This is a genomic window from Micromonospora sp. NPDC048830, from assembly GCF_043198215.1.
In the GTDB taxonomy this organism is placed as follows: domain Bacteria; phylum Actinomycetota; class Actinomycetes; order Mycobacteriales; family Micromonosporaceae; genus Micromonospora.
In genome coordinates this window covers 34,436-53,966 of the sequence record NZ_JBICUP010000017.1, presented here as the reverse complement: position 1 = coordinate 53,966, position 19,531 = coordinate 34,436, and the positions used below count along the sequence as shown (strand labels likewise).

Below are 19,531 nucleotides of genomic sequence, written 5' to 3'. Positions count from 1 at the left end.
CGAAAGGCCAACGGGCTGTCGGGACGGACGACGGTCAGGGCTTCCGGAGGATGGTGAAGTGGGGAGCCGGGGTGTCCTCGGGGACGAAACCGGTCTCCTTCATCAGGTCGAACAGGTGGGTCTCACTGTCCACCCACGCCTGGTCGAGGTACGGGGTGTCGACGAACCAGTCGTACCTGTTGGTCAACCAGTCCTGGATGAACGCCTTCTCCGCGGGTGTCTCGGCGGCGAAGTCCTCGGGGTAGGCTTCGATGATCTTGTTACGGTTCTTGGCCCACTCCTGCACGCCGCGGTCCCACACCTTGATCAGGAAGGCCGCCTCCTCGGGGTTCTTCTCGACCCACGCCTTGCGGGCCACGAAGACGTTGTTCTGGGGGTGGGTGGCGTCCCGGGGGTCGGACGAGAACTTCTCGGCGTATATCTGCGAGGCCGACTTGGCGTCGTAGAGCGGTCTGATCCTGCCGCTGGACAGCTGCGGAATCGAGAAGTCGGGCAGCAGCAGGCCGCCCTCGGCGTCACCGCGCTCGATGAGGCCGGCGGCATTCTGCGGGTCGGTCACGACGAGCTCGAAGTCGCCGCCCCCGGCGCGCAGGTCCAGGTCGCAGAACTTGCGGGCGTAGACGCTCCAGATGATCGTGATCGAGACGGCGCTGTGCGTCACGATCTTCTTGCCCTTGAGATCGCAGAGGTCCTTCGCGCTGCTGTCGGCGCGCACGGCCACGATGCTGCGGTCGGAGTTGAACTTGCCGAAGATCGTCGTCTTCTCGCCGGTCTGCTTCTCCAACTCCGGCACCTCGTACGCCGCCGCCGAGACGACGTCGGCATGGCCGCCGGCGTACACCCCGAACTCGTCCCAGGACGACGAGGTGAGGATCTTGATCCCCGCCTCCTCCTCCATCTCCTTCCTGATGCCCTGGTCGTCCAGCCACTTCCAGACCGGGTCGGGGGCCATCACCATGTTGACGACGCCATTGGCGTCCCGGGCCCCGCCGTTACCGGCGGCCCCGGGCCGGGAGCCGCAGCCGGTCGCCACCAGGGCGACGGCGCCCGCGGCGGCCACGAGGCGCCAGCGGTTCGAGCCGATGGTCCGTGCTGTTCGCATTGCTACCTCTCAGAGTCGTTCGCCAGGTCCGTGGACGGGGATGTCGGGCCGCGACGGGGGCCGGCGCCCGCTGGGCTCGGCCGTCGTCACCGGCGACCTGGCAGGTCGCCCTGGGACTCCGGCGTTTACATCGCGTTTACGCGGCACAGCCTCGCCGCGTAACGCAGCACGCCACCATGTGTGGCCACCCAGTTCTGAGGTGGCCGCGTGGTGAGCAGCACAGCGGCGCGGATCCGTGGGCGGCGGGACCGTGGCCGCCCGGCCCCTGTCGCGACCAGGTGACAACCCGCGCCGACCCGGCCGCGGGCGGGTCGAGACGCAGAACGGCGGGCCTTGCCCGCGCCGCCGAGCGTCGCCGCTGCTCAGCGGAGCCTTGCGCCGCCGTCCTGACCGCGGGTCCCCAGCGCGTCGGCCACGTCGTCGGCGCTCAACGCGAGCTGGAGCTCGGCGATCGACCGCACGTGCGCGGTGGACACCCCCAGCAACTGCTCGATCTTGCGGATGCGCAGACCGACCGTGTTGGGGTGCACGAACAGCGCCGCCGCGGTGGCAGCGGTGTTCAGGTCGTGCGCGACGTACGCGCGGAGCGTCTGCTCGAGCGCGGTCCCGCGCGCGGCGTCGTGTGCGCGGATCGGGGCGAGCGTCTCGGCGGCGAAGCGACGTAGCTCCGAGACGTCCTCCAGTTGCAGCAGCAGCCCGTGTACGCCCAGCGACGTGACGCTGGCGGCGGTCCCGGTCTGCCCGCGGAGCCGGGCGATCGTCGCCGCTCCGCGGGCACGCCGGTAGGCCGACGGGTAGTCGGCAAGCGCCGTGCAGAGCGGCGAAACCGCCACGCCGAGCTCCGGCCCGACGCCGACGCGGCGCAGCTGGCGCTGGAGCTGGCCCGCCCGTTCCGAGGCGTCAGCCTCGTCCTTCGCCGGCCACAGCAGCACGACGTCGTTCGCGATCGCGCTGACCAACGCGCGGGGCTGAGCGGTGGCCGCCAGCGACCTCGCGACCGAGAGGACGCGGGCGAACGCGGCGCGCTCCGTGTCGCCGTGGACCACGATCACGGCATGCGGGTTCGTCAGATCGAGACCAAGCCGGCCGGCCCGCTCGGCGGCCGTCACCAGACCCGCCGGGTTCCCGGTCAGCAGATCCGTGACGATCTCGCCGGACAGACGCCACTCGACCTCGAGCGCCGTACGGGCCCGCAGCACCTCGAGGGCGCAGACCGTGGCGGCGTGCTCGATCGCGCGGACGTCTATCGCGAGCAGGGGCAACACGGTACGGGGCACCCAGATGCGCGCAACCGTGTCGTGACCGAGCACCACCGGCGTCGAGTACGCCTCCGCTTCCTCCGTGACGAGCGGATGCCCGTCACGGCTCACCTCGGCCAGCGTGGTTCCGGACGGTTCCTCGGTCACCACGACCGACGTGCCGAGCAGCTTCGCCAGCGCCGCCGCGACGCCTGCGACGCCGCCGCCCCGGAGCGCCACCTGGGTGAACTGCTCGTGCACCGCCTCGCCGCGGCGCAGCAGCTCGTGCTGTTCGGCGAGAGCGGTGTTCGCGGCGAGCAGTTCGGCGATCGTCGCAGCCTCACGGTCGCGCAGCCGGGCCGTCTCGATCGCGACGCCGGCCTGGTCGGCGAGGAGGGAGAGCAGATCCTGCTCGTCCGGGCCGAAGTCGTGGGGAAGGCGGGTGTAGCCGTTGAGCGTGCCGACGGGGACGCCCGACGAGACGACGGGGACGGAGATCATCGAGCGGTAGCCCTGCTGGCGCGCCACCCCGCCCCAGGGGACGAAGGTCGCATCGGCGACGGTGTCGGCCACCTGCACCGACGTGCCGGTGAGGAACGCCTTGCTGGACGGGGCCTGCAGCTCGTCGTCCGGGTCCAACACGACCGGATGGTCGGCGTTGACCTGTTGGACGTAACTCGGTGAGAGGCCGTAGGCGCCCGTGATGGTCAGGGCGTTGCGCTCCTCGTTCACGAGTAGGACGGCGCAGAAGTCGTAGCCGAGCAGGCGGGACGCCGTCTCGGACACGAGGTCGAGCACATGTGGCAGGGAGACCGGGCGATTGAGCGCGGTGGAGATCGCCGCGATCGCCTCCAGCCAGGGGCGCAGTTGCACGGCATCGCTCGCCTGCATGGGCGTGACTGTGCCACGACACCTGACTGAGCGCCATACCTGGGTGGCGACACATGTCCCGGACGCGGCCAGCGGGGCCACAGTATGCGCCATGAGCCACCACGATCTGTCCGGAGCCTCGTCGCCCGGGGCATCCGGCGAGGCCGGCGTGCACGTCATCCGCGCCGACGACCTCTCCGACGACACTCCCCAGACCTCCGGCCTGAAGCGCTTCGAGGCCGTCTCCGCCCGTCGCCTCGGGTCGGAGGACCTGTGGATGGGACTCTCCGTGCTGCCACCGGGCAGCCGGACCGGTGTGCACCACCACGGCCAGTCCGAGACGGCGCTCTACGTCGTCAGCGGGGTGGGCCGCTGGTGGGTCGGCGACACGCTCGACGAGGTGCGGGAGGCACACCCCGGCGATTTCGTCTACATCAAGCCCCACGTCGTGCACTGGGAGGAGAACCCCAGTGACACCGAGCCGGTGCGGATGATCGTCGCCCGGACGACGCAGGACGCCATCGTCGTCAATCTCGAACACCACCCGTACGGACCAGCACTGGACGAGAGCGAGAGGTACGACCATGACTGAGGGGCGCCGCGCGGTCGTGGTCGGCGGATCCTTCGCCGGCCTCACGGTGGCCTTGCTGCTGCGCGAGCAGGGCTTCGACGTCGATGTCTTCGAGCGGACCCCCACGTACCTCGACGGCCGGGGCGGCGGCATCGTCCTCCAGCCCGACACCGTCCGCTGGATCGCCGAGCGACCGCACGGCTTCGGCGTCGACGACATCAGCATCGGCTCGTCGGCGCTGCGCTATCTCGGCGTCGGGAACAAGGTCGTCCATGAGGAGCCTGCCGCGTGGCGGTTCAGCTCCTGGACGACGATGTACCGCGTCCTGCTCGACGACTTCGGCACCGACAACTACCACCTCGGCGACTACGCCGTGGGAGTCAGTCAGGACGACGAAGGCGTCGACGTCCGCTTCACCAGCGGCCGCGTCGAGCGTGCCCAGCTCGTGGTGTTCGCCGACGGCATCTCGTCGGTCGGGCGCCGGCGGCTCCAGCCGCGCGTCCAGCCGCGCTACGCGGGCTACGTCGGCTGGCGTGGGACCGTGCCCGAGCGCGAGGTGTCCGCCGAGACGGCCGACCTCCTCCACGACGCGACGACGTACGCCGTCATCGACACGTCGCACATCTGCATCTACCCGATTCCCGCGGCCGACGGGAGCCTCTCCCGAGGGAACCGGCAGCTCAACTACGTCTGGTACCGCAATGTCGCGGAGGGCCGGGAACTGGACGAGATGGTCACCGACAAGCGCGGGTTGACCGCATCCGTCTCGGTGCACCCCGGACAGGTCCAGCAGCGGTACGTCGACCAGATGCGGTCCGACGCCGCTGAGCTGCTGCCGCCCGCCGCGGCCGAGGTGGTGACCCGGACCGCCGAGCCCTACATCCAGATCGTTCTCGACATCGCGGTTCGCAACATGGCCTTCGGGCGCGTGGCCCTCCTCGGCGACGCCGCGTTCGCCGCGCGACCGCACGCCGCCGCCGGCACCGCCAAGGCGGCCGCCGACGCCTGGGCGCTCGCGGCCGCGCTCGCTGCCGAGCCCGACATCCCACGCGCGCTGTGCGCCTGGGAGCCGGCCCGGCTGGCACTGGGAAACGACCTGCTCGGCCGCGTTGCCGAGATGGGCGCCCGGTCGCAGTTCACCAACACCTGGGAGCCGGCTGACCCGGCGCTGCACTTCGGCCTCTACGGCCCGGACCGGTAGGACACCCGACCGCATGCCGGGCGACCTTCACAGTCGGAAAATGCCAGGCCGGGCAGGAGAGAATGCTCTCCGCCCGGCCTGGCTCCGCTCGTCGTCCCGCCGGCCGTCCGGCAACTGTGGCGCCGCCTGTCGCGGGGCGCCGCACCGTCCGCGGGCCGTCGCGCGCCCCAGGCGGGGCACGCCCGGTACGCGAGGTGGCGCGCAATGGTCGGTGGGGACCGCTACCCTGGGGCGGCGAGATCGGCCATCGGGGCCGGCCCGAGCGCCGCTCCCGGCCGAGGAACATGTTCGTGTGCCGAACCAGATGTGACCGAACCAGATATGAATAGTCCGGATGGGGCGTTTCCTGCGCCCTGATCCACGAAATTGCTCATCCCGAGGGGTGGCGACCGAGGCCGTCGGAGGAATACTCTCGGTCGCGGCCCGCGTACTGATGAGGCGCCCGTGAACGGGCGAGTGGAGGTGCTCGCGTGAGCCTGTCGATCGTGAAGTCGGTACTGTCGGGTGGTGTCATCGAGATCGCCCCGCGCGGTGAGATCGACGTCGACACCGCGTACGAGGTGCGCGAAGCCGTCGCCGAGGTGCTCGCCAAGGGGCGGCCCACCCGCATCGAGCTCAACATGCGCCTCGTCACCTTCATCGACTCCGTCGGCATCAGCGCGATGGTGGCCGGCTTCCAGACCGCCGAGGTCAGCGGCGTGAAGCTGGTCGTCACCGAGCCGAGCCGGTTCGTCCACCGACAGCTCTGGGTCACCGGCCTGCTCGGCCTGTTCGGCGCCCCGGAGCCGTACTACGCCGGCAACGCCACCCCGGAGGTCCTGCCCGGCGCCTGACGGCGTCGGACCCTTCCGTCGCCGGCTCCGCTGGGGGATGATCGTGGGCATGCTCCGGCGCGACAGCTTCCAGTACTCCGTCCAGGCGCGCTGCCCGCGCGCCGAGGCGGTGGCGCTGCTCGGCGACCTTTCCCGGCAGGGCGAGCTGCACCCGCTGATCACGCGGGTGCGCCGGCTGCCGCCCCGGCCGGGCGCCCGGGCCAGCTACGCGATCACCGACCGGCTCGCCGCCGGCCCGCTGCGCTTCTCCACGACGTACCAGGCGGACGTCCTGGTGGTCACCGAGAATGAGGTCGTCATGGCGGCCCGGCAGTGGCCGGCGACGACGGTGCGCAACCACACCCGGCTGCGCGACGAGCCGGACGGCGTGGTCCGGATCGACGTCGAGATCACGCTCTCCGCCCCCGCCCCGCTGTTCGGGTACGCCTTCCGGCAGGCCCGCTCGGCGCACCTCGGCCTGGCCCGTCGGCTCGCCGAGGTGCTGGACCGTCCGCCGGACGGTTCCGCCTCGCGGGCCTGAGCCCTCCGGCTAGCGGCCGCCCGACCTCCGCAGCCGCCCCCACGGCTTGTACGTGGACAGCACCGTGGCCACCACCAGGAGGGCGGACGACACGCTCGGGGCCACCACCAGGTCGACCATGTCGTGCGCGGAGGCCGCCCCGGCCAGCTCGCCGAGCAGCCGCAGCTTCGGGGTGAGCAGGAACAGCACCAGCCCGGTCATCACCGTGGTGAGCAGCAGCTTGACCAGCACCCAGCGGTACCGCAGCAGCCCCCACGGGGTGAGCAGCGAGCTGGCCACCCCGACCAGCCAGACCGCCACGCTCAGCGGCGCGAACAGCCAGGTGCCGACCAGCGCGGCGGCGGGGTAGACGGCGGCCGGGTCCGCGCCGCGCAGGCCGGCCACCCCGAGGGTGAGCAGGACGAGGTCCGCGCCGAGCCAACCGAGCGCGGTGACCAGGTGCAGGGTGAGCAGGGCCTTGCGGGCGCGGGGCGGGAGTCGGGTCATGTCCCGATGCTCGCCGCGCCGGCCGCCCGGGTCGTGGGCCCACCGGCGACATCCCGCGTACGCCCGGAGGCGTAGCGCCCCGGTGGCCGGCCGCGCGGCCGGCCACCGGGGGACGCGGGTCAGTACACCGACAGGTGCACGTGGTTGGTGTGGTCGCTCGACGGGTCCCCGTTGCCGCCGCTGTACGCCTTCCAGCCGCTGCTGGGCAGCCAGATCTGCTTGAACCAGATCACGTACAGCACGGCCAGGTTGTCCGCGTTGCGGACGAAGTACGCCGCCAGGTTGTTGCCGTACGTGCGGTCGCCGCCGGTGGCCACGCCGCCGAAGCCGTCCTTTTGGGCGGCGAAGTCGCAGGCCCGCCCCTTGGGGTGCTCGCCGGAGCCGCCCGGGCGGTAGCAGGAGACGTACCGGGTGAAACCGGCGGCCTTGGCCTGCTGGAGCGCGTGCAGTGTGCGCGGGGTGATGCAGCCGTTGGCCGGGGTCGGGTCGTTGACGCTGCACGACTCGGCCGGCCAGGAGCCGTCGGGGTTGCGCTTGGCGGGGGTGGCGGTGGCGCCGGAGGTGCCGCCGGGGCTCGACCCGCCGCTGGCCCGCTCGTTGGCCACGGCCAGCGCGCGCTCGGCCTGCTCCTTGCGCTTGCCCATCACCGTCACCTGCCGGCGCTGCTCGCGGATCTCGCCGTCGAGCGCCTGCTTCGTCCGGTTCGCCTGGTCGCGGGTCTCCAGCAGGTCGCGCAGGATGCGGTCCTCGTTGCTGGCGACCTGGTCGAGCGCCGCCGCCCGGTCCATGAACCCCTCGGGCGAGGCGCTGTTCAGCAGCGCCGACGCCGCCCGGAGCCGGCCCGTCTTGTACGCCACGCCGGCGATCTCGCCGACCCTGGCGTCGCGCACGGTCAGCTCCGCCTCGATCGTCTTGAGCTGGGCGCCGAGCTGCCGCTGCCGCTGCACCGAGCGGTTCAGGGCGGCCTTGGCGTCGAGGTAGCCCTTGCTGGCCGCCTCCAGCGCGGCGCGCAACGCCGGGGTGCCGCCCTCGTCGTCCTGGCCGGGCGCGGCGGCGAGCAGGGCGGCGGCCGGGGCCCCCTGTGCCGGGCCGGCGGGGGCGACCGCGAGGGCGCCGGCGAGCGCCAGCGCGAGCAGGGCCGCCACCCGGGCGGCCGTCCTTCGTACAGGTGCCACTACTGGCATACGCGTGTCCTTCCGTCAGCCGCCGACCGGGTTAGCTGACGGGTTCGGGACGGAAGATCCCTACCGCTCACGCGGATGCACCCCACGAACGTGGTTCCCCGGCTCGCCCTCGCGGGCGATTAGGCGACGGCCGCCGCGGGCGCCGGTGGGCGCCACCGGAGCGGAGGCCGGGATCGAGCCTACCGGTGCTGGTGGGGTCGGCGCTGCGCCCGTGACGCACGGTACTTGGATCAAACCCATCAAATCCGGCATGCCGGCACAATATCCCACCGGATCGACGGAGCTGGGTATCACCAGGCGGTCGGACCGCAGTTTCCCGGCGATGTTCCCGGCTCGACCTGCAGCGTGGCGTGCTCGATGTGGAAGTCCTCGTGCAGGGCCGTGCGGGCGGCGGTCAGCACGGCGCCCACCTCGGCGCCCGGGGCCATGGTCAGGTGCGCCGAGGCGACCTCCATCCCGGAGGTCAGCGTCCAGACGTGCAGGTCGTGCACCTCGACCACGCCGGGCACCGCCGCCAGCCGGTCGTGCACGGCGGTGACCTGCAGGTGCTCCGGGGCGGCCTGCACCAGGATCCGGACGGCGGCCCGGCCCAGCCGCCAGGTGCGGGGCAGGATGAACACGCCGATCGCGACCGCGACGAGAGGGTCCGCCCACCACCAGCCGGTCGCCCAGATCAGGGCCGCGGCGGCGATCACCCCGACCGAGCCGAGCAGGTCGCCCACTACCTCCAGGTACGCCCCGCGCAGGTTGATGCTCTCCTCTGCCGCGCCGCGCAGCAGGGCGAACGCGACCAGGTTGGCGAGCAGGCCCAGCACCGCCACCGCGAGCATCGGGCCGGTCGTCACCTCCGGCGGGTTGCCGAACCGGCGCACCGCCTCGACGAGGACGTACACGGCGACGCCGCTGAGCAGCAGCGCGTTGCCGAGCGCCGCGAGCACCTCCAGCCGGTACAGCCCGAAGGTGCGCTGGGGGGCGGCGGTGGCGCGGCGGGTGGCGGTGATCGCGGCGAGCGCCATGCCGATGCCGAGCACGTCGGTGAACATGTGTCCGGCGTCGGAGAGCAGCGCCAGCGAGCCGGTGACGTACGCGGTGGCCGCCTCGACCAGCATCAGCGCGCCGAGCAGCCCGAACGCCGCCCACAGCCGGCCCCGGTGGCGCTCGGCGGCGTACGCGACGCCGTGGTGGTGGTCATGACCTGCGCCCACGCCCACACCCTCCGTCCCTGTCCCGCTGCCGGCCCAATCTATGCTCACATCGCTATGTGTGCAAGTAATCGTCGGCACTCCGACCGGCGACCCCGTCCGGGTACCCGGTCAGCCGGTCGGGTCGACCGTGGTGAGGCGCTGGGTGGCCCGGGACAGGGCCACGTACAGGGTCCGGACGCCGGAGCCCGGGTCGGCCCGGATCTCGCTCGGGGCGACCAGCACGACCCCGTCGTACTCCATGCCCTTGGCCTGGAGGCTGGTCACCACCTGCAGGCGCGGGCCGGCCTGGCCGGCGAGCCAGCCGGCGACCTCGTCCCGGCGCGGGACCGGCGTGATCACCCCGACCGTCCCCTCCACCTCGCCCAGCAGCTCGGCGACCGCCGCGCCGACGGCCGGCCGCAGCTCGGCCAGCGGGACGGTGCGCTGGACCGGCTCGACGCCGGTGGTCCGGACCGCGCTGGGCAGCGCGAGGTCCGGGTAGAGCCGGCGGATCTCCGCCGCCGCCACCGCGAAGATCTCGGCGGAGTTACGGTAGTTGGTGGTGAGGGTGAAGTGGTGCCGGCGGCGCCGACCCAGCGCCTGGTCCCGGGCCCGGGTCAGCTCCTCCTCCTCGCCCGTCCACGCCGTCTGTGCCGGGTCGCCCACCACCGTCCAGGACGCCAGCCGGCCGCGCCGGCCGATCATCCGCCACTGCATCGGCGAGACGTCCTGGGCCTCGTCGACGACCACGTGCGCGTACTCGCGGTAGTCCTCCGGGCGCTGCCGGGCCGCCTCGCGGGCCGCCCGCTGCCGCTCGGCGTGCGTGCTCAGCTCCCGTACGCCGCCGGTCAGCTGGAACGGGTCCCGCTTCGGCCGGGCCGGCCGCACCGGCTTGCCGAGCAGCGCGTCCAGCTCGTCGAGCAGGGCGAGGTCGGCGATGGTGAGGCCCTCGGTGTCCAGCGTCCGGTACGCCTCGACGAGCAGGCCGATCTCCGCCCGGCTCAGCACGCCCCCGGCGTACCGGCGCAGCCGCTCCGGGCGGGCCAGCCAGCCCAGCACGTGCCGGGGGTGCAGGCGCGGCCACCACGCCTTGAGGAACTCGCGGAACTCGGGCCGGTCGGCGATCTCGTCCTCGAACGCGCGCTGCTCCGGCAGCCGGGCGATCTCCAGCCGGCGGGCCTGCGCCCACAGCGCGGCGAACACCCCGTCGAAGCCGGCCCGGCGCACCTCGTTGCGGCGGGCGCCGCGGGGCAGCGCCCGGTCCCGGATACCGTCCAGCTCGCGGCGGTCCAGGCGCAGCAGCGTGCCCCGGTAGAGCAGCCGCAGCTCGCCGGGGCCGCCCGGCACGGCGTCCCGGACGGCGCGCTCCAGCACCCGCCGCATCCGCAGCGACCCCTTCACCGCGGCCACCTCCTGCGGGTCGGTGCGGGTGGCCGACATGCCCGGGAAGAGCGAGCCGAGCGAGTGCAGGGTGGCGGCCTCCTCGCCCAGCGACGGCAGCACCGAGGAGATGTACTCCACGAACACCGCCGACGGGCCGACCACCAGGATGCCGCCGCCGGCGTACCGGCTGCGGTCGGAGTAGAGCAGGTACGCCGCGCGGTGCAGCGCCACCGCCGTCTTGCCGGTGCCCGGGCCGCCGGAGACGAGGGTCACCCCGGAGCCGGGGGAGCGGATCGCCTCGTCCTGCTCGCGCTGGATGGTGGCGACGATGTCGCGCATGCCGCGGCCGGTGGCCCGGGACAGGGTGGCCAGCAGCGCACCGTCGCCCACCACGGCCATGTCCGGCGGGGCCGCCCCCGGATCCAGCAGGTCGTCCTCGATCCGGGTCACCCGCTCGGCCGAGGACTGGATCGTGCGCCGCCGTACCACGCCCAGCGGCTGCGCCGGGGTGGCCTGGTAGAACGCCGCGGCGGCCGGGGCCCGCCAGTCCACCACCAGGGTCTCGGCGTCCTCGGCGCGCACCCCGAGCCGCCCGACGTGCAGCACCTGGCCGCCGCGCAGGTCCAGCCGGCCGAAGACCAGCCCCTCGTGCTCGGCGTCGAGCAGGTGCCGCCGCTGGGCGGCGTGGAAGACCATGGCGTCCCGCTCCACCAGGGCACCGAAGTTGCCCACCCGGGCCAGCCGGTAGCCCTCCTTCTCGGCCAGGGCGGCCGAGCGGCGCAGTTCGGCGAGACGGGCGTACACCCGGTCGAGATGCCGTTGCTCGACGGCGATCTCCTGCTCCAGGGTGGTCCGGTCGGTCAACGTACGGGCTCCTCGCAGACGTCGGCGCCGGTCGCGCCGGGGTGTCCGGGTGAGGGTACGGCCAGCGGCCCGGGCCGTCGCGGGGCCATGCCGGTCCCGCGATCCGCCCCACGTCCCGGCGGCGCGGGCCGGCGACGGTCAGCCGGCCGGGACGGTGCCGGATTCGGCGGCCTCCCCGGCGGTCGGGCCGGCCTCCCCGGCGGTCGTGTCGGCCCCCGCGGCGGGGGCCGGACCCGTGGCGGGCGCCGTGGCCAGCACCCGGCGCAGCACGCCGGCCAGCGCGGCGTTCACCTCGTCGGGCCGCTCCATCATGAGCATGTGCCCGGCGCCGGGGCAGACGGTCAGCGTGGTCTCCGGCAGCGCCGCCGCGATCGACTCGGCGCACGGCGGCGGGGTGAGCCGGTCCCGGTCGCCCACCAGCGCCGCTGCCGGCAGGTGGGCCAGCGCGGCGAGGGTGTCCAGCCGGTCCTGGGCCCCGATCGAGGCCCGGAAGCCGCCGATCGAGCGCAGCGAGGCGCGGGCCACCGCGGAGGTGACCAGCCGGATGTCGGCGGGATCGCAGCGGTCGCCGAACAGCAGCCACCGGATGCTGGGGCGCAGCGCGCGCAGCAACGGCCGGGGCGGGCACCACGAGCCGCAGCGGGCCAGCACCCCGGCGCCGGTGGTCTCCGCCAGCCGGATCAGCCGGGCGACGCGGGGCGAGAGCCCGTAGACGGTGTGGGCGTGGCCCTCGGCGGTGGTGGAGACGAAGACCAGCCCGGCCGTCCGGGCGGCGAAGTGCCCGGGGTGACGGTGCGCGTACTCCATGATCGTCATGCCGCCCATCGAGTGCCCGACGAGCACCACCGGGCCGGCCGGGGCGGCGGCGTCGACCACCGCGGCGAGGTCGTCGCCGAGCTGGGCCAGGGTGGCGGTACGCAGCGGCATGCAGCTGGACCTGCCGTGGCCGCGCGCGTCGTACGTGAGCACCCGGACCCGGTCGCCGAACCCGTCCCGGACCGCGGCGAGCTGGCGGTGCCAGCCGCGCCCGTCCAGCGTCCAGCCGTGCAGCAGGATCGCGGTGACCTCGGCGTCGGCCGGCCCGGACGCCTCGACGTGCAGGCGTACGCCGTCGGGCAGCCGTAGCTCCACGTGCTCGGGCATCGCCGCCTCCCCTTGGCCGCCCGGAAATACACCGGCTACCCACCATGGCTCCACGCCAACCGTCCGGCTGACGGAAAAGGAAGGGCCCCTTTTTGACGCCTGCGGTAGAGAAGGGTTCCCCTCTCACCCTCGGTCTCACCCCCGGTCTCACCCCCGGCGCGGCGGGGGCGGGCCGGGTGGAGCGGGTGGGCGGGGCAGGAGACGACGAACCGCCCGCCGGGGTGACCCGACGGGCGGTTCGTGTGTCGCGTGGGGGAGGGCTCAGCCCTCGAAGACGCCGGCCTCGACGAGGCGCTTCTCGGTGGCGTCCCAGCCGTGCTCCGGGTGGGCGGCGGCGAGGCCGTTGATCTCGGCCCGGATCTTGGCGGCGTGGCCGGCGGCGGCCAGCACCCGGATCTCCTCGATGAAGGCCTCGGAGTCGGTGCGCAGGTGCGCCGTCTTGCCGTTGGTCAGGTTCCGCAGGTAGGCGTGCTTGCCACCGTTGAGCGGAATGATGTACTTGAACTCGCCCAGCACGCTGAGGGCGCCACCCTGGCCAGCCTGGCCGGCCCGGACTGACGCGCGCGCGGTCTTAGAGGTGTTGCTCGCCACGGAGGTACTCCTTGAGACGTACGGGAGGACGGTAACGTCCGGGGGCTGGTGACGGGTGACGCCCGGCTGGAGCCTCGACCCGTCGAAGATGTGCGCGGCACAGGCCGCCGATGGAACTGTACACGACCACGGCGCCTGGCTGGTCGCCGTGCCTGTTCGAAGGGCACAACCGGGTGGGTCGCCCGGCTATTCCGACCCGCCGGCGGACCGGGCCTGGCGCCCGGGGCCGCCCGCCCGGTTCAAGATCCGCGCTACTTCGGTGAAACTGTCCCATCCCGGCGGGTGGAGGCCGCTGTTTCGGTGAAGTTGTCCGGATCTTGGGCTCGGATGCGCGCTCCCGAGTCGGGTGGTGTGCCTGGCGCCCGCCCGGGCCGGGACGTGGCGCCCGCCCGGGCCGCACGGCGCACCTACCGCAGGGCAATTTTCCGATTCCCTGGCGTACCATCCGTCACACCAGTCATCATGTGTTCCAGTGACATCTCCGGTGGTCGAGGTCGTAGGGGAAGACGCACCTCGCTCTCCGGGAGGTCTCCGTGCCAACGCGTGGCGTCGTATACGTCCACTCGACCCCGCTCGCCGTGTGCCCACACGTCGAGTGGGCGATCGCGCGCGTCCTCGCCGCGCCGGTCAACCTGCACTGGACGGCGCAGCCCGTCGACCCCGGCGCACGCCGCGCCGAGTGCGGGTGGACCGGCCGTCCGGGGACGGGTGCCGAGCTGGCCGCTGCCCTCCGGCAGTGGCCCATGATCCGTTTCGAGGTGACCGAGGAACCGAGCGCCGGTGTCGACGGGGAACGGTTCATGTACGTGCCGGGCCGGGGCCTGTTCCGGGCCACGGTCGGGGCGGCCGGCGACATCCAGCTGGGCGAGGACCGGCTGCGCGCCATCATGGCCGCCGCCCGCGCCCCGGAGGCGCTGACGCACGCCCTCGACAAGGCGCTCGGCACCGCCTGGGACGCCGAGCTGGAGCCCTACCGGTACGCCGGCGACGGCGCCCCGGTGACCCTGCTCACCCGCGTCGGCTGAAGCCCCGAGCCGCCAACCCCGCCGCCGGCCCCGCCATCCGCCCCGCCACCCGCCACCCGCCACCCGCCGCCCGGCGGGCGGCGGTCGCCACCAGGCCAACTTGCCCCGATAAAGGTGAACTGGTGGGATGGGCGGCGTGTCGATTACCCCTCGACGTGCCGCCCTCGCGCTCACCGCCCTGACCGCACTGCTCGTCACCGGGTGCGCGGGGCCGGCGGACGGGCCGGGCGTCGCCCCGCCGACCACCACCCCGGCGGCGACGCCGACCCCGTCCGGGTCGACCGCCGCCGACCCCGCCGCCCGCGCCGCCACCCTGGCCGGCGCCCTCGCCGACGAGGACCTGGTCGGTCAGGTGCTGATGCCCTACGCGTACGGCAGCTCGGCGACGGACGTGTCGGACGCCTCCGCCGCCGGCAACCGGGCCCTGGCCGGGGTGGCCACCCCGGCCGAGATGGTCGCGAGGTACCGGCTGGGCGGGCTCATCCTCGTCGGCTTCAGCGCCGACGACCCCACCTCCGGCAACCAGGTCACCACCAACGTCGACAACCCGCAGCAGGTCCGCGAGCTGACCGGCGGGCTGCGGGAGGCCGCCGCGAAGCTGGCCGCCGGCCCGTCCGGCTTCCTGGTCGGCACCGACCAGGAGTACGGCGTGGTCACCCGGGTCACCGACGGCGTCACGCTGCTGCCCAGCCCCCTCGCGGCCGGGGCGGCCGGCGACCCGGCGCTCACCGAGGCCGCCTGGCGCGCGGCCGGCACCGAGCTGGCCGCCATGGGAATCAACATGGACTTCGCCCCGGTCGCCGACGTGCTCGCCAAGCGCAGCACGGTGATCGGGTCCCGGTCGTTCGGCGCGGACCCCGAGCGGGCCGGAGCCCAGGTGGCCGGTGCGGTCCGCGGGCTGCAGGGCAGCGGCGTGGCGGCCACCGTCAAGCACTTTCCGGGCCACGGCCTCAGCGCCGCCGACTCGCACAAGGATCTGCCGGTGGTCGGCCAGTCCCGCAAGGTGCTCGACAGCGTCGCGTTCCCGCCGTTCGCGGCCGGCATCGAGGCCGGGGCGCTCGCGGTGATGTCCGCGCACCTCGACGTCACCTCGATCGACCCCGGCGTTCCGGCGACCTTCTCCCGCAAGGTCCTCACCGACGTGCTGCGCGGGCAGCTCGGCTTCAAGGGCGTCGTGGTCACCGACGGAATGAACATGGCGCCGGCCAAGCGCTGGTCGCCGGGGGAGGCCGCGGTGCGGGCGCTCAACGCCGGCAACGACCTGATCCTGATGCCGCCCAACGTCGCCCAGGCGTACGACGGGCTGCTCGCCGCGCTGCGCGACGGGTCGCTGCCCCGGGCGCGGCTGGTCGAGGCGGTCACCCGGGTGCTGACGATGAAGTTCACCCTGGCGGACCGCCCCGCGCCCGCGATGTCCACGCTCAACAGCCCGGAGCACCGCAGGGCGGCCGAGGCACTGGCCGCCGGCGCGGTGACCGTGCTGCGCGGCTCCTGTGCCGTCGGCGTACGCGGCCCGGTGACCGTCACCTCCTCCGGCGGGCGGGACCGGACCCGGGCGCTGCTGACCGAGGCGCTGACGGCGGCCGGCGTCGAGGTGAAACCGAGCGGCGGGACGAAGGTGCACCTCGTCGGGTACGGCGACGGCGCCGGCGACCTGAGCGGGGACGCCGACGTGACCGTCGCGATGGACACCCCGTACGTGCTGGCGCACGCGAAGTCGCCCACGCTGCTGGCCACGTACTCCTCCAGCCGGGCGTCGATGACGGCGCTGGCGGGGGTCCTCGCGGGCAAGGCCCGACCCGCCGGCCGCTCGCCCGTGCCGGTCCCCGGCCTCCCCGCGACCACCTGCGGCGACTGACGCCCCGACGGCGCCGGACGAGCCTGCGCCGCCCCGCCCGGCTGGTAGCGTTCGGCTGTCCCGACACCGCCGGCGAGGACGGAGGCCAGCGCCGTGACGCGACCGGAGCCGGCAGTGTCGGTGGTGGTCCCGATGTTCAACGAGGAGAGCGTGCTGCCGCTGTTCGCCCGGCGGCTGCGCGCCGTCCTCGACGGGCTCGACGAGCCGTACGAGGTGCTGGCGGTCGACGACGGCAGCACCGACGGCACCGCCGCCGGCCTGGCCGGGCTGCGCGCCCGCTGGCCGCAGCTGCGGGTGCTGCGGCTGCGTCGCAACAGCGGCCACCAGGCGGCGCTGGTCGCCGGGGTGCTGCGGGCCCGCGGGCGGTACGTGGTCAGCATCGACGCCGACCTGCAGGACCCGCCGGAGGCGATCGTCGAGATGCTGCGCCGGGCCCGCGCCGAGGGCCTGGACGTCGTGTACGGGGTACGCGCCGACCGCAGCCGGGACACCCGGTTCAAGCGGTGGACGGCGGCCGGCTACTACCGGCTGATGCGGCGGCTGGTCGGCAAGCAGGTGCCCGCGCAGGCCGGCGACTTCCGGCTGCTCAGCCGGGCGGCCGTGGAGGCGCTGCGGGAGCTGCCCGAGCGCAGCCCGGTGCTGCGGCTGGTGGTGCCCTGGCTCGGCTTCCCCAGCGCGGAGGTCAGCTACGAGCGCGAGGAGCGCGCGGCCGGCCGGACGAAGTACCCCCTGTCCCGGATGGCCGGCCTGGCCGTCGAGAGCGTCACGAGCTTCTCCGCCGTACCGCTGCGGGTGGCCACCTGGCTCGGGCTGGCCGGCGTGGCGGTCTGCGGCGTCCTGGCGGTCGTCGCCGTGGTCGCCTGGCTCGCGGGCGCCACGGTGACCGGCTGGCCCTCGCTCTACGTGGCGGTCCTCTTCCTCGGCGCGGTGCAGCTGCTCTGCCTCGGCCTGCTCGGCGAGTACGTGGCCCGCGTCTACACGGCCGTGCAGGGCCGCCCGGCGTACTTCGTGGCCAGCGACACCGGCGCGGACGGCGCCGACCGCGACCCCCGTGGCGGGGTGCCGACGGCGCCCGACGATCCGGCCGAGCTGGCCGACAGCCTCCGGTGACGGTGCTGGCCACCGGCGGCGCCGAGCCGTCCGGCCCGCGCGAACCCGACGCCGCCGCCGGGCCGGGCGGCGCCCCGCCCGCCCGCCGCCCCGCCGCGGCGCGCTTCGCCCCCGCCGCCGCGGGCTACGCCGCCGTCGTGGTCGCGCTGCTCGCCACCGGCACCCCGGCGCTCGACGTGGCCCGCTGGACCGGGTACGTCCTGCTGGCCGTGCTGCTGCCCGGCACGCTGGTGTTCCGGGCGCTGCGCCGCCCCCCGCACACCCTGGTGGAGGACGTGGCGCTGGGCGCCGCGGTCGGGCTGGTGCTGGAACTGGTCGGCTGGGCGGCGTTCACCGCGCTCGGGCGGCCCGGCTGGCTGTGGCTGTGGCCGCTGGCGGTGCTGGTGCCGTTCGTGGCCGTGCCCCGGCTGCGCCGGCACTGGCGGCCGGCCGGGTACGTCCCGGTCCCCGCCGGCTGGGCCTGGTCGCTGGCCGCCGTGGTCGCCGGCTTCACGCTCTACCTGACCGAGTCGTTCCTGCGGGTCAACCCGGTGCTGCCGACCGACGAGGGCCAGGCCCAGTACATCGACCTGGCGTTCCAGCTCTCCCTGGCCGGCGCGGCCACCCACCAGGTGCCACTGGAGGTGCCGCAGGTCGCCGGGGAGCCGCTGCACTACCACTGGTTCGGCTTCGCCCACTTCGCCGCGGCCAGCCTGGTCAGCGGCGTCGACCTGCCCACGGTCTTCTTCCGGCTCGGCGTGCCGAGCCTGTGCGCGCTCGCCGCCGTGCTGGTCGCGGTGGTCGGCTGGCGGGTCAGCGGCCGCCCGTACGCGGGGGTGGCCGCCGCCGCGCTGATGTTCACCGTCGGCGAGTTCGGCTACGAGAACGGGATACGCCAGCTCTTCGGCACCCAGGCCACGTTCATCGTCTGGGGCAGCCCGTCGATGACGTACAGCTGGGTGCTGCTGCTGCCGCTGGTCGCCGCGCTCGGCGAGGTCGCCGGCCGGGCCCGGGGGTCGACCGTGCCGGCGCTCGGGCCCGGCCGCTGGGCGCTCGCGGCGCTGTTCCTGGCCGCGTCGACCGGCGCGAAGGCCAGCTCCGTGCCGGTGGTGCTGGCCGCGCTCGCGTTCACCGCCGCGGTGGGGCTGCTCGCCCGCCGCCGGCCGCCCCGGGCGGTGCTGGCGGCGGCGGGGCTGGCGCTGGCCGCGCAGCTGTTCGCCACCGCCGTGCTGTTCGCGTTCGAGAGCCACGGGGTGACCGTCGACCCGTTCTCCGGGCTGCGCCCGTACGTCGGGACGGGCCACCCGGCGGGGGTGACCGCGCTGCTCTGGGCGGCGGTGTTCGGCGCGTTCCTGCTCAACCTCCAGCTGCGGCTGGCCGGCGCGCTGGCGCTGCTGCGGCTGCGCCGGTGGCGGCTGGAGCCGGTGCAGGTGTTCCTGCTCGGCGGCGCGCTCGCCGGGCCGGCGATCTACCTGCTGGTCGGCCACCCGGGCAGCAGCAACCAGTACTTCACCCGGGCCGGGTTCGCGTTCGGGGTGATCCTGTCGGCGTGGGGCTGGGCGGAGCTGCTCGACCGGGCCGCGCTGGGCGTACGGGGCCGGGCGCTGCTCGCGGCCGGGGCGGCCGGGTTCGCCGTGCTGCTCACCGCCGTCCAGTTGCGCCACCCGGCCCCCGCGCCGGCCGGCCCGGCGTACGCGGCGGTGCTGCCGCTGCTGACCTGGGCGATGGCGCTGCTGGCCGTGGCGGTGCTGGTGGCGCTGGGCTGGCCCGCGCTGGTCGGCCGGTGGCCGGGGCTCGCCGGCCGGGGCGGGGCGGTGCTGCTCACCGCCGCCCTGGTCGCCGGCGCGCCGGGGCTGGTGCTGGACGCGGCGGCGGCCCACCGGTATCCCAACGGCGGGGCGTACCCGGTGGAGCGGATGCCCGCCTCCCGGGTGGCGGCGGCCCGCTGGGTGCACGACCACAGCGAGCCCGGCGACGTGGTGGCGACCAACGCGCACTGCCGGGCGGTGGTGCGGGGCTGGTGCGACGCCCGGTCGTTCTGGCTGAGCGGCTACGCCGAGCGCGCGGTGCTGGTCGAGGGGTGGGCGTTCGCGCCCCGCATGGTGGGCCTGCCCGGCGGCCCGTACGCCCCGTTCTGGGACGCCGGGCGGCTGCGGGCCAACGACGAGGCGTTCACCGCCCCCACTGCCGCCGGCCTGGCCCACCTGCGCGACTCGTACGGCGTGCGCTGGCTGGTCGTCGACCGCCAGGTCGGGCGGGAGTCCGAGGCGCTGGCGACGCTGGCGGACCTGCGCTACACGAACGCCCGGATGGCCGTGTACCGCCTGCGCTGAAAGGGCGCCGTTGTGACGGTTTGCCGCGCTGTCCTTTACTGGAGGTCCTGAGTGGA

Annotated in this window: 16 protein-coding genes and 1 riboswitch; of the genes, 8 read left to right on the top strand and 8 right to left on the bottom strand. The window is 74.4% G+C overall.

All coding sequences use genetic code 11. The features are described from left to right. Nucleotides 1-34 precede the first annotated feature (34 nt). Both ACGFIZ_RS16680 and ACGFIZ_RS16675 read right to left on the bottom strand, forming a co-directional pair. The gene (locus ACGFIZ_RS16680; RefSeq protein ID WP_393420074.1) at nt 35-1,102 is read right to left on the bottom strand and encodes an ABC transporter substrate-binding protein; all 1,068 of its coding nucleotides are present in this window, start codon (nt 1,100-1,102) and stop codon (nt 35-37) included. 362 nt (nt 1,103-1,464) lie between these two features. Beyond that, nucleotides 1,465-3,231 (bottom strand): GAF domain-containing protein, encoded by a 1,767-nt coding sequence (locus tag ACGFIZ_RS16675; RefSeq protein ID WP_393420072.1) that lies wholly within the window; start codon nt 3,229-3,231, stop codon nt 1,465-1,467. Between the two features lie 91 nt (nt 3,232-3,322). On the opposite strand from ACGFIZ_RS16675, the gene ACGFIZ_RS16670 reads away from it, so the two are divergent. From ACGFIZ_RS16670 to ACGFIZ_RS16655, 4 genes are all read left to right on the top strand, one after another. Then, entirely contained in the window at nt 3,323-3,802 is a 480-nt protein-coding gene (locus ACGFIZ_RS16670) for a cupin domain-containing protein (protein ID WP_393420070.1), read from the top strand. Beyond that, nucleotides 3,795-4,982, top strand: a complete 1,188-nt coding sequence (locus ACGFIZ_RS16665; RefSeq protein ID WP_393420068.1) for an FAD-dependent monooxygenase — start codon at nt 3,795-3,797, stop codon at nt 4,980-4,982. The genes ACGFIZ_RS16670 and ACGFIZ_RS16665 overlap by 8 nt, the downstream gene beginning before the upstream one ends. A 470-nt stretch (nt 4,983-5,452) precedes the next feature. Next, nucleotides 5,453-5,815 carry an STAS domain-containing protein gene (locus tag ACGFIZ_RS16660; RefSeq protein WP_347669967.1) on the top strand — a complete coding sequence of 121 codons (363 nt, stop codon included), beginning with the start codon at nt 5,453-5,455 and terminating at the stop codon, nt 5,813-5,815. Nucleotides 5,816-5,864: 49 nt separating this feature from the next. Next, a complete protein-coding gene (locus tag ACGFIZ_RS16655; protein WP_393420065.1) occupies nt 5,865-6,335 on the top strand; it encodes an SRPBCC family protein in 471 nt (156 codons plus the stop codon). A gap of 9 nt (nt 6,336-6,344) precedes the next feature. On the opposite strand, the gene ACGFIZ_RS16650 is transcribed toward ACGFIZ_RS16655, so the two are convergent. The 6 genes from ACGFIZ_RS16650 to ACGFIZ_RS16625 all read right to left on the bottom strand — a co-directional run bounded on the left by ACGFIZ_RS16650 (nt 6,345) and on the right by ACGFIZ_RS16625 (nt 13,170). Beyond that, the gene (locus ACGFIZ_RS16650; protein ID WP_393420063.1) at nt 6,345-6,821 is read right to left on the bottom strand and encodes a hypothetical protein; all 477 of its coding nucleotides are present in this window, start codon (nt 6,819-6,821) and stop codon (nt 6,345-6,347) included. A gap of 119 nt (nt 6,822-6,940) precedes the next feature. Then, on the bottom strand, nt 6,941-8,005 hold the full coding sequence (locus ACGFIZ_RS16645; RefSeq protein ID WP_393420061.1) for a coiled-coil domain-containing protein: 1,065 nt from the start codon (nt 8,003-8,005) through the stop codon (nt 6,941-6,943). Between the two features lie 4 nt (nt 8,006-8,009). Continuing rightward, nucleotides 8,010-8,141: riboswitch (cyclic di-AMP (ydaO/yuaA leader) on the bottom strand. Nucleotides 8,142-8,295: 154 nt separating this feature from the next. Beyond that, nucleotides 8,296-9,210, bottom strand: coding sequence for a cation diffusion facilitator family transporter (locus tag ACGFIZ_RS16640; protein ID WP_393420059.1), 915 nt, complete (start codon nt 9,208-9,210; stop codon nt 8,296-8,298). Between the two features lie 108 nt (nt 9,211-9,318). Continuing rightward, the gene (locus ACGFIZ_RS16635) at nt 9,319-11,436 is read right to left on the bottom strand and encodes a HelD family protein (RefSeq protein ID WP_393420057.1); all 2,118 of its coding nucleotides are present in this window, start codon (nt 11,434-11,436) and stop codon (nt 9,319-9,321) included. A gap of 138 nt (nt 11,437-11,574) precedes the next feature. Beyond that, the gene (locus ACGFIZ_RS16630; protein WP_393420055.1) at nt 11,575-12,579 is read right to left on the bottom strand and encodes an alpha/beta fold hydrolase; all 1,005 of its coding nucleotides are present in this window, start codon (nt 12,577-12,579) and stop codon (nt 11,575-11,577) included. A 261-nt stretch (nt 12,580-12,840) separates the two neighbouring features. Next, nucleotides 12,841-13,170 (bottom strand): hypothetical protein, encoded by a 330-nt coding sequence (locus tag ACGFIZ_RS16625; protein WP_145773112.1) that lies wholly within the window; start codon nt 13,168-13,170, stop codon nt 12,841-12,843. Nucleotides 13,171-13,703: 533 nt separating this feature from the next. Here ACGFIZ_RS16625 and ACGFIZ_RS16620 point away from each other — a divergent pair. The 4 genes from ACGFIZ_RS16620 (at nt 13,704) to ACGFIZ_RS16605 (ending at nt 19,475) form a co-directional block, all read left to right on the top strand. Further along, nucleotides 13,704-14,195 (top strand): DUF3145 domain-containing protein, encoded by a 492-nt coding sequence (locus tag ACGFIZ_RS16620; RefSeq protein ID WP_347669973.1) that lies wholly within the window; start codon nt 13,704-13,706, stop codon nt 14,193-14,195. 127 nt (nt 14,196-14,322) lie between these two features. Further along, entirely contained in the window at nt 14,323-16,053 is a 1,731-nt protein-coding gene (locus ACGFIZ_RS16615; protein WP_393420053.1) for a glycoside hydrolase family 3 protein, read from the top strand. A gap of 93 nt (nt 16,054-16,146) precedes the next feature. Continuing rightward, the gene (locus ACGFIZ_RS16610) at nt 16,147-17,163 is read left to right on the top strand and encodes a glycosyltransferase family 2 protein (RefSeq protein ID WP_393420051.1); all 1,017 of its coding nucleotides are present in this window, start codon (nt 16,147-16,149) and stop codon (nt 17,161-17,163) included. Between the two features lie 2 nt (nt 17,164-17,165). Continuing rightward, the gene (locus ACGFIZ_RS16605; protein ID WP_393420049.1) at nt 17,166-19,475 is read left to right on the top strand and encodes a hypothetical protein; all 2,310 of its coding nucleotides are present in this window, start codon (nt 17,166-17,168) and stop codon (nt 19,473-19,475) included. Nucleotides 19,476-19,531: the final 56 nt, after the last annotated feature.